The 15,652-nt window shown below is 72.5% G+C and carries 15 protein-coding genes; 8 read left to right on the top strand and 7 right to left on the bottom strand.

Features of this window, described 5'->3' with window-relative positions:
• Positions 1-15 precede the first annotated feature (15 nt).
• Both AC5L30_RS15055 and AC5L30_RS15050 read right to left on the bottom strand, forming a co-directional pair.
• Positions 16-1,512, bottom strand: coding sequence for an alpha,alpha-trehalose-phosphate synthase (UDP-forming) (locus AC5L30_RS15055; RefSeq protein WP_494867870.1), 1,497 nt, complete (start codon positions 1,510-1,512; stop codon positions 16-18).
• Positions 1,513-1,669: 157 nt separating this feature from the next.
• Positions 1,670-2,530 carry a DUF308 domain-containing protein gene (locus AC5L30_RS15050; protein WP_494867869.1) on the bottom strand — a complete coding sequence of 287 codons (861 nt, stop codon included), beginning with the start codon at positions 2,528-2,530 and terminating at the stop codon, positions 1,670-1,672.
• Between the two features lie 325 nt (positions 2,531-2,855).
• On the opposite strand from AC5L30_RS15050, the gene AC5L30_RS15045 reads away from it, so the two are divergent.
• Positions 2,856-3,548, top strand: coding sequence for a lysophospholipid acyltransferase family protein (locus AC5L30_RS15045; RefSeq protein WP_196918951.1), 693 nt, complete (start codon positions 2,856-2,858; stop codon positions 3,546-3,548).
• Positions 3,549-3,575: 27 nt separating this feature from the next.
• On the opposite strand, the gene AC5L30_RS15040 is transcribed toward AC5L30_RS15045, so the two are convergent.
• Complete coding sequence (locus AC5L30_RS15040) at positions 3,576-7,067, bottom strand: AAA family ATPase (RefSeq protein WP_494867965.1); 3,492 nt, start codon at positions 7,065-7,067, stop codon at positions 3,576-3,578.
• 137 nt (positions 7,068-7,204) lie between these two features.
• On the opposite strand from AC5L30_RS15040, the gene AC5L30_RS15035 reads away from it, so the two are divergent.
• The gene (locus tag AC5L30_RS15035) at positions 7,205-7,462 is read left to right on the top strand and encodes a hypothetical protein (protein WP_084597913.1); all 258 of its coding nucleotides are present in this window, start codon (positions 7,205-7,207) and stop codon (positions 7,460-7,462) included.
• Between the two features lie 56 nt (positions 7,463-7,518).
• Here AC5L30_RS15035 and AC5L30_RS15030 read toward each other — a convergent pair whose 3' ends face one another.
• Complete coding sequence (locus tag AC5L30_RS15030; protein ID WP_494867868.1) at positions 7,519-8,739, bottom strand: MFS transporter; 1,221 nt, start codon at positions 8,737-8,739, stop codon at positions 7,519-7,521.
• Positions 8,740-8,949: 210 nt separating this feature from the next.
• Here AC5L30_RS15030 and AC5L30_RS15025 point away from each other — a divergent pair, with 210 nt between their 5' ends.
• Positions 8,950-9,099 carry a hypothetical protein gene (locus tag AC5L30_RS15025; protein WP_494867867.1) on the top strand — a complete coding sequence of 50 codons (150 nt, stop codon included), beginning with the start codon at positions 8,950-8,952 and terminating at the stop codon, positions 9,097-9,099.
• Positions 9,100-9,250: 151 nt separating this feature from the next.
• Here the strand turns inward: AC5L30_RS15025 and AC5L30_RS15020 are convergent, their stop codons facing one another.
• Positions 9,251-9,943, bottom strand: a complete 693-nt coding sequence (locus AC5L30_RS15020) for a Crp/Fnr family transcriptional regulator (protein ID WP_091407574.1) — start codon at positions 9,941-9,943, stop codon at positions 9,251-9,253.
• Between the two features lie 269 nt (positions 9,944-10,212).
• Between AC5L30_RS15020 and AC5L30_RS15015 the strand changes: the two genes are divergently transcribed.
• From AC5L30_RS15015 to AC5L30_RS14995, 5 genes are all read left to right on the top strand, one after another.
• A complete protein-coding gene (locus tag AC5L30_RS15015; RefSeq protein WP_112582786.1) occupies positions 10,213-10,710 on the top strand; it encodes a polyadenylate-specific 3'-exoribonuclease AS in 498 nt (165 codons plus the stop codon).
• 78 nt (positions 10,711-10,788) lie between these two features.
• Positions 10,789-11,292 carry a pyridoxamine 5'-phosphate oxidase family protein gene (locus AC5L30_RS15010; protein WP_494867866.1) on the top strand — a complete coding sequence of 168 codons (504 nt, stop codon included), beginning with the start codon at positions 10,789-10,791 and terminating at the stop codon, positions 11,290-11,292.
• 161 nt (positions 11,293-11,453) lie between these two features.
• Positions 11,454-12,482: a 6-phosphofructokinase gene (locus AC5L30_RS15005; protein WP_091408060.1), complete on the top strand. Its 1,029-nt coding sequence runs from the start codon at positions 11,454-11,456 to the stop codon at positions 12,480-12,482.
• Positions 12,483-12,555: 73 nt separating this feature from the next.
• Complete coding sequence (proC, locus tag AC5L30_RS15000; protein ID WP_494867865.1) at positions 12,556-13,374, top strand: pyrroline-5-carboxylate reductase; 819 nt, start codon at positions 12,556-12,558, stop codon at positions 13,372-13,374.
• 46 nt (positions 13,375-13,420) lie between these two features.
• Positions 13,421-13,771 (top strand): DUF2203 domain-containing protein, encoded by a 351-nt coding sequence (locus tag AC5L30_RS14995; RefSeq protein WP_036412622.1) that lies wholly within the window; start codon positions 13,421-13,423, stop codon positions 13,769-13,771.
• 131 nt (positions 13,772-13,902) lie between these two features.
• On the opposite strand, the gene AC5L30_RS14990 is transcribed toward AC5L30_RS14995, so the two are convergent.
• Together AC5L30_RS14990 and AC5L30_RS14985 are read right to left on the bottom strand one after the other, a co-directional pair.
• Positions 13,903-14,580, bottom strand: a complete 678-nt coding sequence (locus AC5L30_RS14990; RefSeq protein WP_494867864.1) for a class F sortase — start codon at positions 14,578-14,580, stop codon at positions 13,903-13,905.
• Entirely contained in the window at positions 14,577-15,440 is an 864-nt protein-coding gene (locus AC5L30_RS14985) for a DUF4397 domain-containing protein (RefSeq protein WP_494867863.1), read from the bottom strand. Before AC5L30_RS14985 ends, AC5L30_RS14990 begins: the two co-directional genes overlap by 4 nt.
• Between the last annotated feature and the right edge of the window lie 212 nt (positions 15,441-15,652).

Raw genomic sequence — 15,652 nt, 5'->3', positions numbered from 1 at the left:
CCGGGCGGCCGGCGGTCAGCCGCCGGCCTGGTGGACGGCCGGGCCGCCGGTCGGGGTGGCCGGCCGGGGCACCCGAGCGGTGCCGTCGGAGCCGGTGTCGGAGCTGGTCAGGCGACTGATCAGGGCACCGCCCTCGTCGAGGGCACGCAGGTAGGAGCGGGCCCAGGCCCGGATGTCGTGCTGGTGCAGGTGGGCGCGCATGGCCCGCATCCGCTGGGTGGTGTCGGCCGGGGTGGCCCGCAGCGCCGCCCGCAGGCCCTGCTTGAGCCCTTCCAGGTCGTGCGGGTTGACCAGGTACGCCTGGGACAGCTCGGCGGCGGTGCCGGCGAACTCGCTGAGCAGCAGTGCGCCCGTGTCGTCGACCCGCGCGGCCACGTACTCCTTGGCGACGAGGTTCATTCCGTCGCGCAGCGGGGTCACCGCCATCACGTCGGCGACCCGGTAGAGCGCGGCCAGCTCGGCCCGGTCGAAGGGCTGGGTGAGGTAGTGGATCGCCGGCTCGCCGACCCGGCCGAACTCGCCGTTGATCCGGCCGACCTCGCGCTCGATGCGCTCGCGCAGGATCTGGTACTGGCCGACGCGTTCCCGGCTCGGCATGGCGACCTGCACCAGCACCGTGTCGCGGACCTTGACGTCGCCGCTGGCGAGCAGCTCGCTGTACGCCTTGAGCCGCTGCTCGATGCCCTTGGTGTAATCCATCCGGTCCACGCTGAGGACGACCTGCCGGGGATCGCCGAGGTCCTGACGGAGCCGGTGGGCCCGAGCGGCCACGTCCGGGCGGTCGGCGAGCGCGGCCATCTCGGCGGTGTCGATGGAGACCGGGAACGCGCCGATGCGGACGACCCGGTCGTCGATGCCGATCCGCCGGTCGGTGGCCGGCAGCTCCAGCACCCGGGTCACCAGTTGGGCGAAGTTGTGCGCCGCCTGCACCCGCTGGAAGCCGACCAGGTCGGCGCCGAGCATGCCGCGCAGCAGTTCGGCACGGCGGGGCAGTTGCATGAAAAGCTCCGGCGGCGGGAACGGCACGTGCAGGAAGAACCCGATGCGCAGGTCCGGGCGGAGCGCTCGCAGCTGACCGGGGACCAGTTGCAGGTGGTAATCCTGTACCCAGACCACCCCGCCCGGTTCGGCCACCTCGGCGGTCGCCTCGGCGAAGCGCTGGTTGACCCGCTGGTACGCCTCCCACCAGCGGCGGTGGTGCTGCGGCTGCTCCACGGAGTCGTGGTAGAGCGGCCAGAGGGTGGCGTTGGCGAACCCCTCGTAGTGGTCGCGCAGGTCTTCCGGGCTGAGCGCGACGGTGTGCATCCGCACGCCGTCCACGTCCGGCAGCGCGGGGGCCGGCCCGGTGCCACCGGCCCAGCCGACCCAGGTCGCCGGGGTGTGCCGCAGGAGCGGGTGCAGTGCGCTGACCAACCCACCGGGGCTGCGCCGCCACTCGCAGGCCCCGTCGGGGGCCTGATTGTCGTCGATGGGGAGGCGGTTGGCCACCACCACGAGAGAACTCTGTCGCATCTCGGGCATTCCGATCAGCAGAGGACTGACCGCCGCGAGCAAGGGAAAACCGGTCAGTCAGCGGGGGAAGTGACGTACAGCGGTATTCCTACTGACAGTAAGTTACACCACTGTTACGCCCCCGGCGGGGCGCTGCCGTCCCGGGATGCGGGCCGGCTCAGACGACGGCGCCGTTGTCCGGGTCGTCCTCGTCCTCGTCGCCGGGGCGCAGCCGCCAGATCAGCGTGACGAAACCGGCCAGGATGCCGGTGAACCCGAACAGCGTGACCGCCGAGCGGTCGATCGGAAGCAGCCACGGGAAGAGGAACAGCACGAACCCGACGACCACCCCGAGCACGCCGATCACCGCGTACTTGCTGACCCGCGGCAGCGGCGGCGGTGGCGGCGGGTGGTAACCCTCGTCGTCCTCGTCGTCGGGCAGGTCGGCGCCGAAGGTGTCCAGCCCGTCCAGCAGCGAGGGTTCGTCCGGTCGGGTGCCGCGCCCCACGGAGATCCCGGAGATGTCCGTGGCGGACGGTAGCCGGCGAACGTCGGTGGCGGTCGGACCGGGCTCGTCGGCGCCGGAGCGGGTCAGCGGCCCGGAGGTCGGCTCGTCCCGCTCGTCCCGCCCGTCCCGTTCGTCCACGTCCTCCGAGGCGGGCCACGGGTGGTCACCGGGCGTGGAGGTGGTGTGGAAGCCCGCGACGATCCGCGCCCACTCGGCGTCGATGTCCGGTTCGTCGCGAGCCGGCGGCTGCTCCGGAGCGGTCTCGTCGGCGAGCTGGGTCAGGTAGTCCCGGGCGGTGGTCAGGTGCGAGCGGTCGACGTAGAGCCGGTCGACCGGCCGGGCCGGCACGGTGGTGGTGCGGGTGACCGGGTTGAGGTCGGCGGAGGGCTGGAGGTAGGCGGCGATCCCACCGGCGGCCAGCACGTCGAGCAGGTGCTCACCGACGCGCGGATCGACGTCGCCGACGACGGCGTACTCGTTCGCGTCGAGCCCGTTGTCCCGCCGTCCCCGGCGGGCCCCACCCGCTGACACCCGGACATCCCCCTTAACGCGCCTTCCGGCGCGGCCACCTCTGCCCCTCGGCGCCCGTCCGTACGCCGTGCTCTGAATCGTGACACGTCAGGGCATGGTTCCGGGAGTGCGTTGTGTCGCGTCTTCCAAAGTCACGGCTGCTCCCGCAGGTCGCGGCGGGGATCCTTTGTCCGTTCTTGCGCGACAAGTGCGATCTCGGTGATCGCGGCATGGCTCGACGCCGCGGCCCTTGAACGTCGTCCGTTGTGGTGGGAGCGCTCGCTTCGTAGGCTCGGCGGCGACGACGGCTGGCGCTGTCGCGGGCACACCACGGGAAAGGACGCCGGTGCTCTACTGGCTGCTGAAGTACGTCATCCTCGGTCCGCTGCTCAAGCTGATCTTCCGCCCGCAGGTGGAGGGCCTGCGCAACGTGCCGGCGACGGGTCCGGTGATCCTGGCGAGCAACCACCTCTCCTTCTCCGACTCGATCTTCACACCGTTGATCACCGCTCGGAAGGTCACCTTCGTCGCCAAGGCCGAGTACTTCACCGGCAAGGGAATCAAGGGCTGGCTGACCAAGATGTTCTTCGTCGGCACCGGCACGATTCCGGTGGACCGCTCCGGTGGCCGGGCCGCGCGCGCCGCCCTGGACACCCAGTTGCAGGTGCTGCGGGCCGGGGGAGTGGCCGGCATCTACCCCGAGGGCACCCGCTCCCCGGACGGGCGGCTCTACCGGGGTAAGACCGGGGTGGCCCGGCTCGCCCTGGAGAGCGGCGCGGTGGTGGTGCCGGTGGCGATGCTCAACGCCGACGAGATCCAGCCGCCGGGCAAGCTCATCCCCAAGATCGACCGGGTGAAGATCCGGTTCGGGGCGCCGCTGGACTTCTCCCGCTACGCCGGGCTGGCCGGCGACCGGTTCGTCGAGCGTGCGGTCACCGACGAGATCATGTACGAGCTGATGGAGCTCTCCGGTCGGGAGTACGTCGACGTCTACGCCCAGAAGCTCAAGCAGCCCGTACCGGCACCGCTGGCCGCCTAGCCACCGCCGCGCCGGGCCGGTCGGCGGTCAGGGCAGGTGGAGCAGGGCGGGAGCGTGGTGACGGGTGGCGAAATCGTGCAGGCGGGCGCGGGTCGCCGCGGCGGCGGGCGAATCCGTCTCGGCCAGCGGGCCGATCGCCAGCGCCAGCGTGATGACCTCGTCGGTGACGTCGGTCATCCGGGCGTAGCTCGCCGCCGCCGAACGCAGCAGGTTCGCCGCGGTCGAGGCGTCCCCGGCGTGCCGGGCCAGCGTGGCGTCGGCGACCTGACCGGCGGCGTGAGCCCACGGGGTCATCCGGGGCGCCCGGTCGAGCAGTTGCCGGACCAGCCGGGCCGCGTCCGCACCGAGCACCCCGGCGACGTGCCCCACGGCCGGCACCCACTCCGCGAACGGAATCATCCGGGTCCGTCGCCAGTCCTCGTCCAGCTCGGTGAGCAGCGCCATCGCCTCGTCCCGGCGGCCCTGCACCGCCCGGCAGAGCGCGGCGTGCGCCAGGGTGGAACGCAGCACCCGGTGGAATCCGCTGCGCCGGGCCGCGACCAGCGCCTGCTCGACCAGATCCCCAGCCGTTCCGTCCGGCCCCCCAGTCCCGTCCGGCCCCGCGGTGGCGGTCAGCTCGGCCCCGGCCAGCCCGCGCATCCAACCCGAGACCGCCACGATGTGCAGGTCCCACTCGGCGGTCGGCCGTCGGGTCGACTCCGCCGCCATCGCCAGCGCCGCCGTCCAGTCACCCGCGTAGTACGACCGCGCCCACTGGTCCTCGAAGCTGGTGGCCAGGCTGTGCTCGCCGCCCAGGTCGAGGGTGAGCTGCTCGTCGACCAACCGGACCGAGCCGGCCAGGTCGCCCTCCTCCTGCAACGCCCAGGCCAGGTTCTGCACCGCCCGGCGCCGACTGGTGAGTCGCTCCACCCGGCAGTGCTCGGTCACCTCCGCCAGCTCCGGGAACGCCTCGGCGGAGCCGGCCAGGTAGCGCGCCACGGCCAGGGTGATCCGCGCGTTGGCCTGGACCTCGCGCAGCTGGAGCCGCTCGGCGAGGGACTCCGCCGCCCGCGCCGCGGTGCACGCCGGTTCGGTCTCCGCGTTCAGCATGTGCACCCGGGCCAGCTCCAGCAGGGCGCTCGCCTTCTCCTGACTGTCCGGTAGGTCGCTGTAGATGCCGATCGCCTGGTCCAGGAAGTGCAGGGTCGTCGAGCGGTCGGCCCGACTCCACGCGGCGGTGGCGAGCAGCGTCCAGGCGCGGGCCGCCCCCGTCCGGTCGCCGCTGGTGGTGAGCCGCTCGGCCAGCCGGGTGAGGGTGTCCGTGCCCCCCGCCACCAGGAAGGCGTCCCCGTCCCGATAGAACGCCAGCTCGGCGTCGAACAGCTCCAACGCCGGGTCCGGTCCGACGTCCAGGGCCAGCGCCCGGCCGACCAGCGCGGCGGCGGTGTCCAGCGCGTGCAGCTCGTACGCCCGGCGGGCCGCCCGGTGCAGCGCGGCCCGCGCCGACGGGGCGTAGGGAGCGGTGTCCAGCCCGACGGTACGGGCGATCTCGTGTGCCGCCCAGCGATGGTTGGCCAGCACCTCGGCCAGGTCGTACTGCCGGCCGTCGGTGAGCTGCGCCATCCAGTCGGCGGTGCGTTGGTGGCGCAGAACCCGCTCGGCCCTGGGCAGCCGCTGGTAGCAGACGTCGCGCACCAGAATGTGCCGGAACCGGTACTCGGGCTGGCCGGGCATCGTCGACGTGCTCTGCTCGTACACCAGGTCGCGACGTTGCAGGCGGTCCAGCGCACGCTCCACCCACTCCACCGGCCGCCCCAGCGCCATCGCCACCGGCGCGGCCCAGAACACCACGCCGACCACGGCGGCGGCCTGGAGCACCGCCCGGTCGGCCGGGTCCAGCAGGTCGAGCCGGTTGGCGATGACCGCCTGCACGGTGCGGGGCATCTCCGCGCCGCCGTCGAGGTCGAGGCGGGGGGTCGGACCGACCGCGTCGAGCAGGCCGCCGTCCAGCAGCATCCGGGCGTACTCCTGGGCGTAGAGCGGGTTGCCGTCGGCGAACTCGATCAGCGGGGTACGCGAGCTGGCGGGCAGCGTCGCCTGCCCGAGGAGCAGCGAGTAGAGCGTGTCGATGTCGGTGTCGTGCATCGGCGGCACCGAGATGGACATCGCGCCACTGATGGTGCCGGTCCAGGCCGGGTGCCGTTCCCGCAGCTCCGGCCGGGCGGTCGCGACGACCAGCAGCGGTACGCCGCGCGCTGTCGCGCCCAGTTGTTCGACGAAGGCGAGCATCGCCTGGTCCGCCCAGTGCATGTCCTCGAAGACCAGCACGGTCGGGCCGGTGGTCGCCAGGGCGAGCAGGAACCGCCGCCAGGCGGCCTCGGTCTCGCCGGGGGTGAGCCGCTCGCCGGGTACGCCGATCAGCGGCCCGAGCGCCTCGGCCAGTCGGGTCGCGTGCGGGTCGGCGAGCTGCCCCAGGCGGGCCCGCAGCCGCTCGCGCAGCGCGGCCGGGTCGTCGACCTCCGGCACGCCCACCCAGGTCTTCACGATGTCCGACAGGGCGGCCCAGGTGACGTTCTCGCCGAACGGCGGGCACTGCCCGACGAGCCAGGTGATCGGCGGGCCGGGCAGGCTGCCGGCGTGCCGGGCCAGCTCGCGCAGCAGCCGGCTCTTGCCCACACCGGCCGGGCCGAAGACCGTCACCAACTGGGAGGTCCGCTCGGTCACCATCCGGTGCAGCGCGTTGACCAGCAGGCCGCGCTCGTGTTCCCGGTCCACCATCGGGGTCAGCTCGGCGCCGCGCGGGTCCCGGTGTGGTCGGACCTGGACGGCCAGCCAGATCCGGCTCACCGCGGAGCGGCCGCGCAGGGTGACCGGTGGTTGGTCGGCGTACTCCATCTCGTGTCGGGTCGCCGACCAGGTGCTCTCGTCGACGACGACACCGCCCGGCGGGGCGAACCCTTGCAGACGGGAGGCCGTGTTGACCACGTCTCCGGTCACGAAGGCCTGCCCGCCGTCCCGGGTGGCGGAGAGGTCGACCAGTGCCTCGCCGGTCGCGATGCCGACCCGGAAGCCGAGCGGCGGCTGTGGACCGGCGGGCTGGCGGGCCAGGTTCCGTTGCAGCTCCAGGCCGGCGCGGACACACCGCAACGCGTCGTTGTCGGTGGCCACCGGCGCGCCGAACAGCGCCATCGCCGCGTCGCCGATGTACTTTTCGACCACCCCGCCGTACTGGTGCACGATCCGGCGCACCGTGGCGAAGTAGGTCTGCTGCAGACCGCGGGCCTGCTCCGGGTCGGCCTGCTCCGCGTACCTGGTGAAGTCCACGATGTCGACGAAGAGCACGCTGACCTGACGCCGGTCCTCCTGTACCGCGACGACGTGGTCCCGCAGCGGTTGACCACAGCTCGTGCAGAAGTTGACCTCGGTGCTGTTGGCGTGCCCGCAGTGCGCACAGTTGACCCCGAGCGGCTGGCCACACCCACCGCAGAAGCGGTCGTCCGGCCCGGCCGCGCGGGCGCAGTGTCCACACTTGAGGTCGATGTTCAGCTCCGTGGGCGAAAGAGGTCAGTATCGCGTCCGACCCGCCCAGTCGGGTAGCCGACGTGCGGACGGGCAACGGCATCGATCGGTCGGGGTTAGTGTTCCGTACCAGGAAGTTTCATGTCAGGGAGAGTGCCGTGCAGGTACGACTGTCCGCCTCGTGGACCGATCCGGGTGGCACGCTGTGGGCGCCGGGCGACACGATCGACGTCGATGCGGTCACTCTCGCCGAACTGGAGGAGCAGGGCATGGTGGAAGAGCCTGAGGGTCAGTCGGGCGGGTCGGGGGAGACCACGACCACCTCGTCGAGCACGTCCACGGCTGGTAAGCCGACCGATCCGAAGAAGATCGGTCCGGGGCCGGGTGCGCCGCCGGCCGACAGCACGGAGAACTGATCGCCCAGGTGCGGCCGGCGGGCCAACGGTCCGCCGGCCGCACCCGTGGGGCAGCCTCACCCGTTGGCCGCCGCGAACCTGCCCGGTGTCGGCAGCCGTAGCCCCAGGGCCCGGGTGAGCAGGGGAGCGATCAGCCCCAGGGTGGCCAGCACACCCAACCCCGAGATGACCAGCACCCATCGTGGCCCGACCACCGCTAACAGCGGTGCGCCGATGGCGTAGGCCAGTGCCTCCGCCGCGTACGGGAACATGTAGACGGTGCCGAACACCACGCCGAGCCGTTCGGCCGGCACGTTCTGCTGGATGAGGGTGTCCGCGGCGACGTTGTGCCAGCCCGCGCCGACACCGGCCACCGCCTGACCGGCGATGGCGAGCGCGATCACCGGGCTGAGGCCGGTGACCAGCGTTCCGGCGCCGAGGGCGAGCAGGGCGCCGTAGAGGACCAGGTCCATCCGGATGCGTACGCCGGTTCTCGCCAGACACATGGGACCGAGCACCATGCCGACGCCGTAGGCGGTGCCCAGCAGACCGATCGTGACCTCGGTGGCGCCCAGTTCGGCGCGTCCGAGGGGGACGATGGCGAGGTTGTCGAGCGCGGCGAACATCACCATCACCAGGAACCCGGCCGAGACCGCGCGGACGACGCTGTGCCCCCGGACCACCCGCAGCCCTTCGCGCAGCACCGTGTGCAGTGGCTCGGACCGCCGGGTGGCCCCGGTCGCCGAGAGCGTCCGGACTCCGCCGATCAGCAGCGCGGAGAGCACGAAGGTCGCCGCGTCCACGAGCAGCGTGCCGGTCAGCCCGAGGGTCGCCAGCAGGAGGCCGCCGACGGCCGGCCCGGCAGCGATCCCGATGTTGACACCCGTCGCGAGTTGCGCGTTCGCCGCCGGCAGTTGCTCGCGTTCGACCAGGCGGGGTAGCAGGCTGCGCCCGGCGGGGGTGAACGCGGTGGCGGCCGTGGTAGCCGCGGTGATCAGCGCCAACAGGACGGGCAGGGGCGGCGCGAGCAGCGCGACGGCGAGGTAGGTCAACGCCTGGGCGGTGTCGCAACCGATCATCAGTCGGCGTTGGTCGAACCGGTCGGCCAGGGCGCCGAGCAACGGTCCGAGCAGCCGGGGCACCGTCGACGCCAGCAGCAGCAGGGCGACCGCGCCGCCGCCGTGCCGGTCGTAGACGGCGATCAGCAGTGCCGTCCGGGCCAGCTGGTCGCCGGTGTACGACACCAGGCGCGCCGACCAGTACCGACGAAATGCGACATTGCCGCGGAGTAATGACATGACCGGTGGCTCCTCACTGCTGCGGGTATGTCGGCACGGGCCCTGGAACAGGGGTGGGCGCGGCAACCTTGTCAGTGCGGTGTGGGGGCCAACAACCGCTCTTCAGCCAGTGATTCATGTCGATTTGTCCTATTTTGTCGCACAGTTCTACGCCGTAGCGTCCTCGGCAAGACAGGCACGACAGGCACCAACACCGACCAGGGGGACGACATGGCGACCACGACGACGACCACCACCACCGCGAGCGGCTGGGCCGGACCGGGCATCTGGGCCGGACCCGGGTTCTGGGCCGGACCGGGCTTCTGGGTGGGCCCCGGCTACCAGTCGGTCGCGGCCCGTTGGCCGGGCGCGACCCGCTGAACCCCACGCGCTAAACCGCGAGAACGGTGACGCCGGCTGCCACTGGCAGCCGGCGCAGCCGTGCGTACGGGTGGGGGAGCTGGCCGGCGACGGGTGACAGTCGTCCAGATCGGACGCCCGACCGTCGACGAAACCGAGGCGGACCGGTCGGTCAGCGGTCGGCCATGCCGGCGCGACGGCGCAGCGCGGCCACGTCGGTCACCACGATCCGGCGGCCCTCGGTACGCAGCCAGCCGCGGCTCGCGAACGAGCCGATCGCCTGGTTGACGCTCTGCCGGGAGCCGCCGGCCATCTCGGCCAGCTGACTCTGATTGAGCTCGATCGTGATCATCGGTGCCTGGCTCTCGCCGGCCAACCGAACCAGCGTCTTCGCCACCCGACCGGGCAGGTCGAGGAAGACATGGTCGGCGTTCTGCTCGGTGAGCCGGCGGATCAGCCCGCCCAGTGAGCGCATCACCGCGTCCAGGATGCGTGGGTTGGAGTGCACCAACTCCATGAACGCGCCCCGGGAGAGCGCGAGCGCCGCGCAGTCCTCGATGGCCTCCGCCGAGGCGGACCGGGTGGACGCGTCGAGCAGGGAGACCTCACCGAGCACGTCCGGTGGACGGATAACCGACAGCACGGCCCGCTCGCCGGTGGGTGCGGTCCGAAACACGGCCACCGCGCCACGGCGCAGCACGATCAGCGACTCGCCGGGGTCGTTCTCCACGAAGAGCAGTTGGCCCTTGCGGTAGGTACGCGGCACGGCGGCAGCGATGACGCGCTGCCGCACCTCGGGCTCCAGCCCGGCGAACATCTCGACACCCGTGAGCGCGTCACCCGGCTCTGGCAGGCGAACCTCCACGGCCCAACCCCTCCCCCGGTCATGGACCACAACTCGCTCACCGGGCGAACCTGATGGGCCCCGACAAGGTGAACTGACACCGATTCGGCGTCCGGTAGCGGTACACATCAGATCATGACGGTCCGGTCGCTTGCTGTACACCCCTCGAAGCACTTCCGTGACCGTCACAAGCTGCGACGCGCTGTTCACGAGGTGTGGCTGCGGCTCGGCCGACGGCCGGGCGGGCCCCGCCGGGCACGGCCGAGCGGCGGTGGGCGAAGATGCCCGGAATGGTCTACCGCTACTTCTACGACTGCGAGTTCATCGAGGACGGCACGACCGTCGACCTCGTCTCGATCGGTGTCGTCGACGAGTACGGCCGCGAGTTCTACGCGGTCTCCACCGAGTTCGACGACTCCCGCGCCGTGCCCTGGGTCCGGCGCAACGTGCTGGACAAGCTGCCCTCCCCGGCGGACCGGGCCTGGCGCTCGCGTGAGCGCATCCGCGACGACCTGTACGACTTCCTGGTCGAGCCGATCCGGGACCGGCCGGGGGAGCAGCTGGAGCTGTGGGCCTGGTTCGCCGCGTACGACCACGTGGTGCTCGCCCAGCTCTGGGGCGCGATGCCGGCGCTGCCCCGGGAGATTCCCCGCTACACGAAGGAACTGCGGCAGCTCTGGGACGACCGTGGCCGCCCACCCCTGCCGGACGCGGACGCGGCCCGGCACGATGCTCTGGTCGACGCCCGGCACAATCTGGCCCGCTGGCGGGCGATGACCGCCCGTTGAGTGGTGGCCGCGCCGCTGGAGGTTTGACCGGTTCTGTCCCGGGCATCGGTTCGACCAGCCGAGCCGAGGGAGATTGCCATGAGCGACCAGCCGACCAGCGCGGCGGAGGCACGCGCCCGGGTCACCGGCCTGGCCCGGGCCGCGCGGATCTGCATGCTCACCACGACTGCTCTGGACGGGCGGCAGGTGAGTCGACCGATGGGGCTCCAGGAGGCCGAGTTCGACGGCGAGCTGTGGTTCTTCGCCTACGCGGACTCGGCCAAGGTTCGCCAGCTCCGGGTGAACCCGGAGGTCAACGTCGCCTTCTCCGACCAGAAGCACAACCGGTGGGTGTCGATCTCCGGCACCGCCACCGAGGGGTTCGACCGGGTTCGGGCCGAGCAGTTGTGGAGCCCGCTGCTCAAGGCGTGGTTCCCCGATGGGCTGGACACCCCCGGTCTCACCCTGATCAAGGTGCACGCCAGCTCCGCCGAGTACTGGGACTCGCCGAACAGCACAGTGGTGAACCTGCTCGGCTACGCGAAGGCCGCGGTCACCGGCCGGCCACCGAAGGCCGGCGAGAACCACGAGGTGACCTACTGACCGGGGCGGGTGCCCGGGGCGCGCTGTCGTCGTACCGGCGGGCCGACTACAGTTCGCAGTGACGGCCCGCCCCGGGCCGGCAACGGCGCCGATGGTCTGACCTGACACATACCCTGGGGCATATCGGGCTTTACCTGATGCTCCAGGAGGATGAGCGGATCATGCGTATCGGCGTGCTCACCGGCGGCGGCGACTGCCCCGGTCTCAACGCGGTCATCCGGGCGGTGGTCCGCAAGGGCGTCGCCACTTACGGTCACGAGTTCGTAGGCTTCCGGGACGGCTGGAAGGGCCCGCTCGAGGGTCTGTCCCGGCCCCTGGACATCGCCGACGTCCGCGGCATCCTGCCCCGCGGCGGCACCATCCTCGGCTCGTCCCGGACCAACCCGTTCAAGATCGAGAACGGCGTCGAGCGGATCAAGGACAACCTCGCCGCCCAGGGCGTGGACGCGCTGATCGCGATCGGCGGCGAGGACACCCTCGGCGTGGCCACCAAGCTCTACGAGCTGGGCGTGCACGTCGTCGGCGTGCCGAAGACGATCGACAACGACCTCGGCGCCACCGACTACACCTTCGGCTTCGACACCGCGGTCAACATCGCGATGGAGGCCATCGACCGGCTGCACACCACCGCGGAGAGCCACCACCGCACCCTGGTCGTCGAGGTGATGGGCCGGCACGCCGGCTGGATCGCCCTGCACGCCGGCCTGGCCGGCGGCGCCAACGTGATCCTGCTGCCCGAGCGCCAGTTCGACGTCGACCAGGTGGCCGGCTACGTCGAGAAGCGCTTCCAGCACCAGTACGCCCCGATCGTCGTGGTCGCCGAGGGCGCCCAGCCGCTCGACGGCCAGATGGTCCTCGCCAACCAGGAGCTCGACTCGTTCGGCCACGTCCGCCTCGGCGGCATCGGCCAGTGGCTCGCCGAGCAGCTGGAGGCCAAGACCGGCAAGGAGGCCCGCACCGTGGTGCTGGGCCACATCCAGCGCGGCGGCACCCCGACCGCCTTCGACCGGGTGCTCGCCACCCGCCTGGGCCTGCAGGCCATCGACGCCGTCAACGACGGTGACTGGGGCAAGATGGTCGCGATGCAGAGCACCGACATCGTCCGGGTGCCCCTCGCGGAGGCCACCCGCGAGCTGAAGACCGTGCCGCTGGAGCGGTACGCCGAGGCCGAGGTCTTCTTCGGCAGCTGATCGATCGTCGGCGGCGCGGCGGGCCTGCGGGTCCGCCGCGCCGCGACCCAATGCGAGGGGGGTACGGGCCGACATGTCAGCCGGAGTGCACACGGTCGCGGTGATCGGCGCGGGCAAGATCGGCGAGCTGATGCTCTCCGGGCTGCTGCGCTCGGGATGGCCGGTGGACCGGCTGCTGGCCACCGCCCGCCGGCCCGCTCGCGCCGAGGAGCTGACCGCCCGCTACGGCGTACGGGTGGTCGACAACCTGACCGCGGTGGACGAGGCAGCGGTGCTCGCGGTCTCGGTGAAGCCGCAGGACGCCGCCGCGCTACTCGACGAGATCGGCCCCAAGGTGCCGGCCGACAAGCTCGTCATCTCGCTCTGCGCCGGCCTGCCCACCAGCTTCTTCAGCCGCCGGCTGCCCGACGGCACCCCGGTGGTGCGGGTGATGACCAACACCCCGGCGCTGGTCGACCAGGCGATGACGGCGATCTCCGCGGGCGCGTACGCCACCGGGGCGCACCTGACCTTGGCCGAGGAGATGTTCAAGCCGCTCGGCCAGACGATCCGGGTGCCCGAGTCGCAGCAGGACGCGGTCACCGCGCTCTCCGGTTCCGGCCCGGCCTACTTCTACCTGCTGGTCGAAGCCATGATCGACGCGGGAATCCTGCTCGGGCTGCCGCGCCAGGTGGCGCACGAGTTGATCGTGCAGACCGCGATCGGGTCGGCGGTGATGCTGCGCGACTCCGGTGAGCACCCGGTCAAGCTGCGCGAGGCGGTCACCTCGCCGGCCGGCACCACCATCTCCGCGATCCGCGAGCTGGAGAAGCACGGCGTACGCGCGGCGCTCCTCGCCGCGCTGGAGGCCGCCCGGGATCGCGCCCGCGAACTGGCGGCACAGGCCGACTGAGCGTCCGGGGCGCGTCGTGGGGCCGTACGTGCCGCATACTGGCCCGGTGTTCACACTTGCCCAGGCCCGGCACCTGGTGGCCACTCTGCAGCCGCGCGTCGACGAGTTGATCCGGGTCCGGGCCGACCTGGCCGAGTTGCGCGCCGACCTGGCCGACCACGGCGTGAGCGCGCTCGGCGGGCTGGCCGAGGTGAAGGCGCTGGAGGCCCGACTGCACGCCGTCGTCGACGAGCTGCACCAGCACGACATCCAGGTCAAGGGCATCGCCCCGGTGCTGCTCGACTTCCCTGGCGAGCGGGCCGGCCGCGCCGTGCTCTGGTGCTGGCTGGAGGGCGACTCCGACGTGCGCTGGTACCACCGGGCCGAGTGCGGCTTCGCCGGCCGCCGCCCCCTCTGACCCCCCGCGCCCGCGCCTCGCCCTCGGGGCCCGCGCCCCGCTTGATCCACTCGGGTTCATGGAAACCGCGGTGTCAGAGCGCGGCGGACGCCCCGACTTCCGTGAACCCGAGTGGATCAAGGGTGCACGGCTCAGCCCGCCGCGGACGTCGGCAGGACCGGCTCGGGGGCCTCGGTCACCGCGAACACCACCACGTTCTCGACGTAGTGGCCCCGCCGCCGGTCGAAGTCGCCCCCGCAGGTGACCAGGCGCAGCTCCGCCCCGGGCGTCGGCCCGTAGACCACGGCCGTCGGAAACCGGTCCTTGCGGGTACGCAGCGACCCGGTCACCCGGAACGACAACCGCTGCCCGCCGCGCCAGACCTCCACCAGGTCGCCCGGCCGTAGCTCGCCGAGCCGGGCGAAGACTGCCGGGCCGCGTCGTGAGTCCAGGTGCCCGGCGAGTACGGCCGGGCCGGTGTCGCCCGGGGCCGGGCCGCCGCCGTACCAGCCGGCGGTGTGGAAGTCGGTCGGCGGAATCAGCGCGCCGACACGGTCCAGACCCAGCACGGTGAGCGGTGAGTCGACGCCGATACGCGGTACGCGTACCCGCGTGGGTGGACCGTGCGGCTCGGGCACGGCGGCCACCGACGGGCAGTCGTCGCCGCAGCCGGGGTGCCAGCTCGCGACCGGCGGTGGCGCGCCGGTGGTGGCCAGCCCGACCCCGGTGCCGGCGGCCAGGCAGACCGCCGCGCCGGCCGCGACCAGCGCGGCCAGCGGTATCCGGCGGTCACGGTGCCGCCGGATCGACGGGTCCGGCCCGGCGCTCACCAGGTGGTGCGCCGCCGCCGACGCCAGAGCAGCAGGGCCACCGCGCCGGCCGCCGCGGCCAGACCACCGGCCACCAGGGGGTACGCGTCGAGCCCGGCCCCGGCGGTGCCACCGGCGCCGGTGTCCACCCCGCCGGCCGGGACGACGGTGCCGCCCTCGGCGTCTCGGCGCAGCTCGGCGGTGAGCCCGCCCTGCTTCGCGTCGAGCACCAGCAGCGAGTAGACCGCGCCGCCGGTGAGTCGCACCTCGGCGTCGGTGCTCGGCCCGCCGGCACCCGTCAGCTTCAGCCGCCAACTGCCCGGCTCGACCTGCTGGTACTCGGTCGTGGTGGCGAACTGCACCCCGTTGGCGATCATCGGGCCGTCGGCGGCGGCCACGTCGAGCACCGGGGTCCGCACCGACGCCTGCACGACCCGCACCTTGGCGCGGCCGTCGGTGGGGGCGCTGAGATCGTCGCTGAGCACCCGCAGGCCGAGGTCGGCGTGCCGGCCGACACCGGCCACCGTGTAGGCGGCGCCGCTGGTCACCGCGACCTCGGTGGTGAGCACCGGGGGATCGCTGGCGGGGGCCCCGGCCTCGCGCATGGCCACCGCGTACCGGCCCGGAGCGAGTTCGAGGTAGTCGGAGACCACGCCGTAGCCGACCCCGGGGAAGACCTGCGGCTTCGCCGCGCCCGGCGCGGCCAGGTAGACGTCCACCGCCGGGGTGTCCGGGGAGAGGTGCGCGAGCCGGACGTATCCGACGGTGTCCGCGCCGGTCGCGGCGGTGGCCGGAACCGGGACGGCGGCGGCGAGGGCGGTGAGCAGGAGCGCGCCGGAGCCGGCCAGCAGCCGGCGGGGGACGGTACGGAGCGTGTGCATGGCGCCTCCGGAAGCACGTTCGGTGAGCGGGCGGCAACCCAGTGAACAGGGTCCCGTGAACAGGACTGCAACGCAAGTTGCCACGGCGATGTTTCTGTGGATGGTCGTCGTAACCGGTCTCGGAGGGCGAGGAGGCCGAACAGGTCGGGGACTCCGCCCTCGGGCTGCCGCTACGGGGCCGTCGCGCAGCGTCGTGGTCGCCTATTCTCGGG

It is taken from the genome of Micromonospora sp. BQ32, from assembly GCF_059358895.1.
Note: the sequence above shows the minus strand (reverse complement) of the source record. Positions and strands in the feature narration are given on the sequence as shown.

Excerpts from the sequence above, each read along its gene's own strand:
- AC5L30_RS15025 (WP_494867867.1), top strand. The coding sequence starts at position 8,950 with ATGGCGACCACGACGACGACCACCACCACCGCGAGCGGCTGGGCCGGA.
- proC (WP_494867865.1), top strand. The coding sequence starts at position 12,556 with ATGTCAGCCGGAGTGCACACGGTCGCGGTGATCGGCGCGGGCAAGATC.
- AC5L30_RS15005 (WP_091408060.1), top strand. The coding sequence starts at position 11,454 with ATGCGTATCGGCGTGCTCACCGGCGGCGGCGACTGCCCCGGTCTCAAC.
- AC5L30_RS15030 (WP_494867868.1), bottom strand. The coding sequence starts at position 8,739 with ATGTCATTACTCCGCGGCAATGTCGCATTTCGTCGGTACTGGTCGGCG.
- AC5L30_RS14985 (WP_494867863.1), bottom strand. The coding sequence starts at position 15,440 with ATGCACACGCTCCGTACCGTCCCCCGCCGGCTGCTGGCCGGCTCCGGC.
- AC5L30_RS15015 (WP_112582786.1), top strand. The coding sequence starts at position 10,213 with ATGGTCTACCGCTACTTCTACGACTGCGAGTTCATCGAGGACGGCACG.
- AC5L30_RS15055 (WP_494867870.1), bottom strand. The coding sequence starts at position 1,512 with ATGCGACAGAGTTCTCTCGTGGTGGTGGCCAACCGCCTCCCCATCGAC.
- AC5L30_RS15010 (WP_494867866.1), top strand. The coding sequence starts at position 10,789 with ATGAGCGACCAGCCGACCAGCGCGGCGGAGGCACGCGCCCGGGTCACC.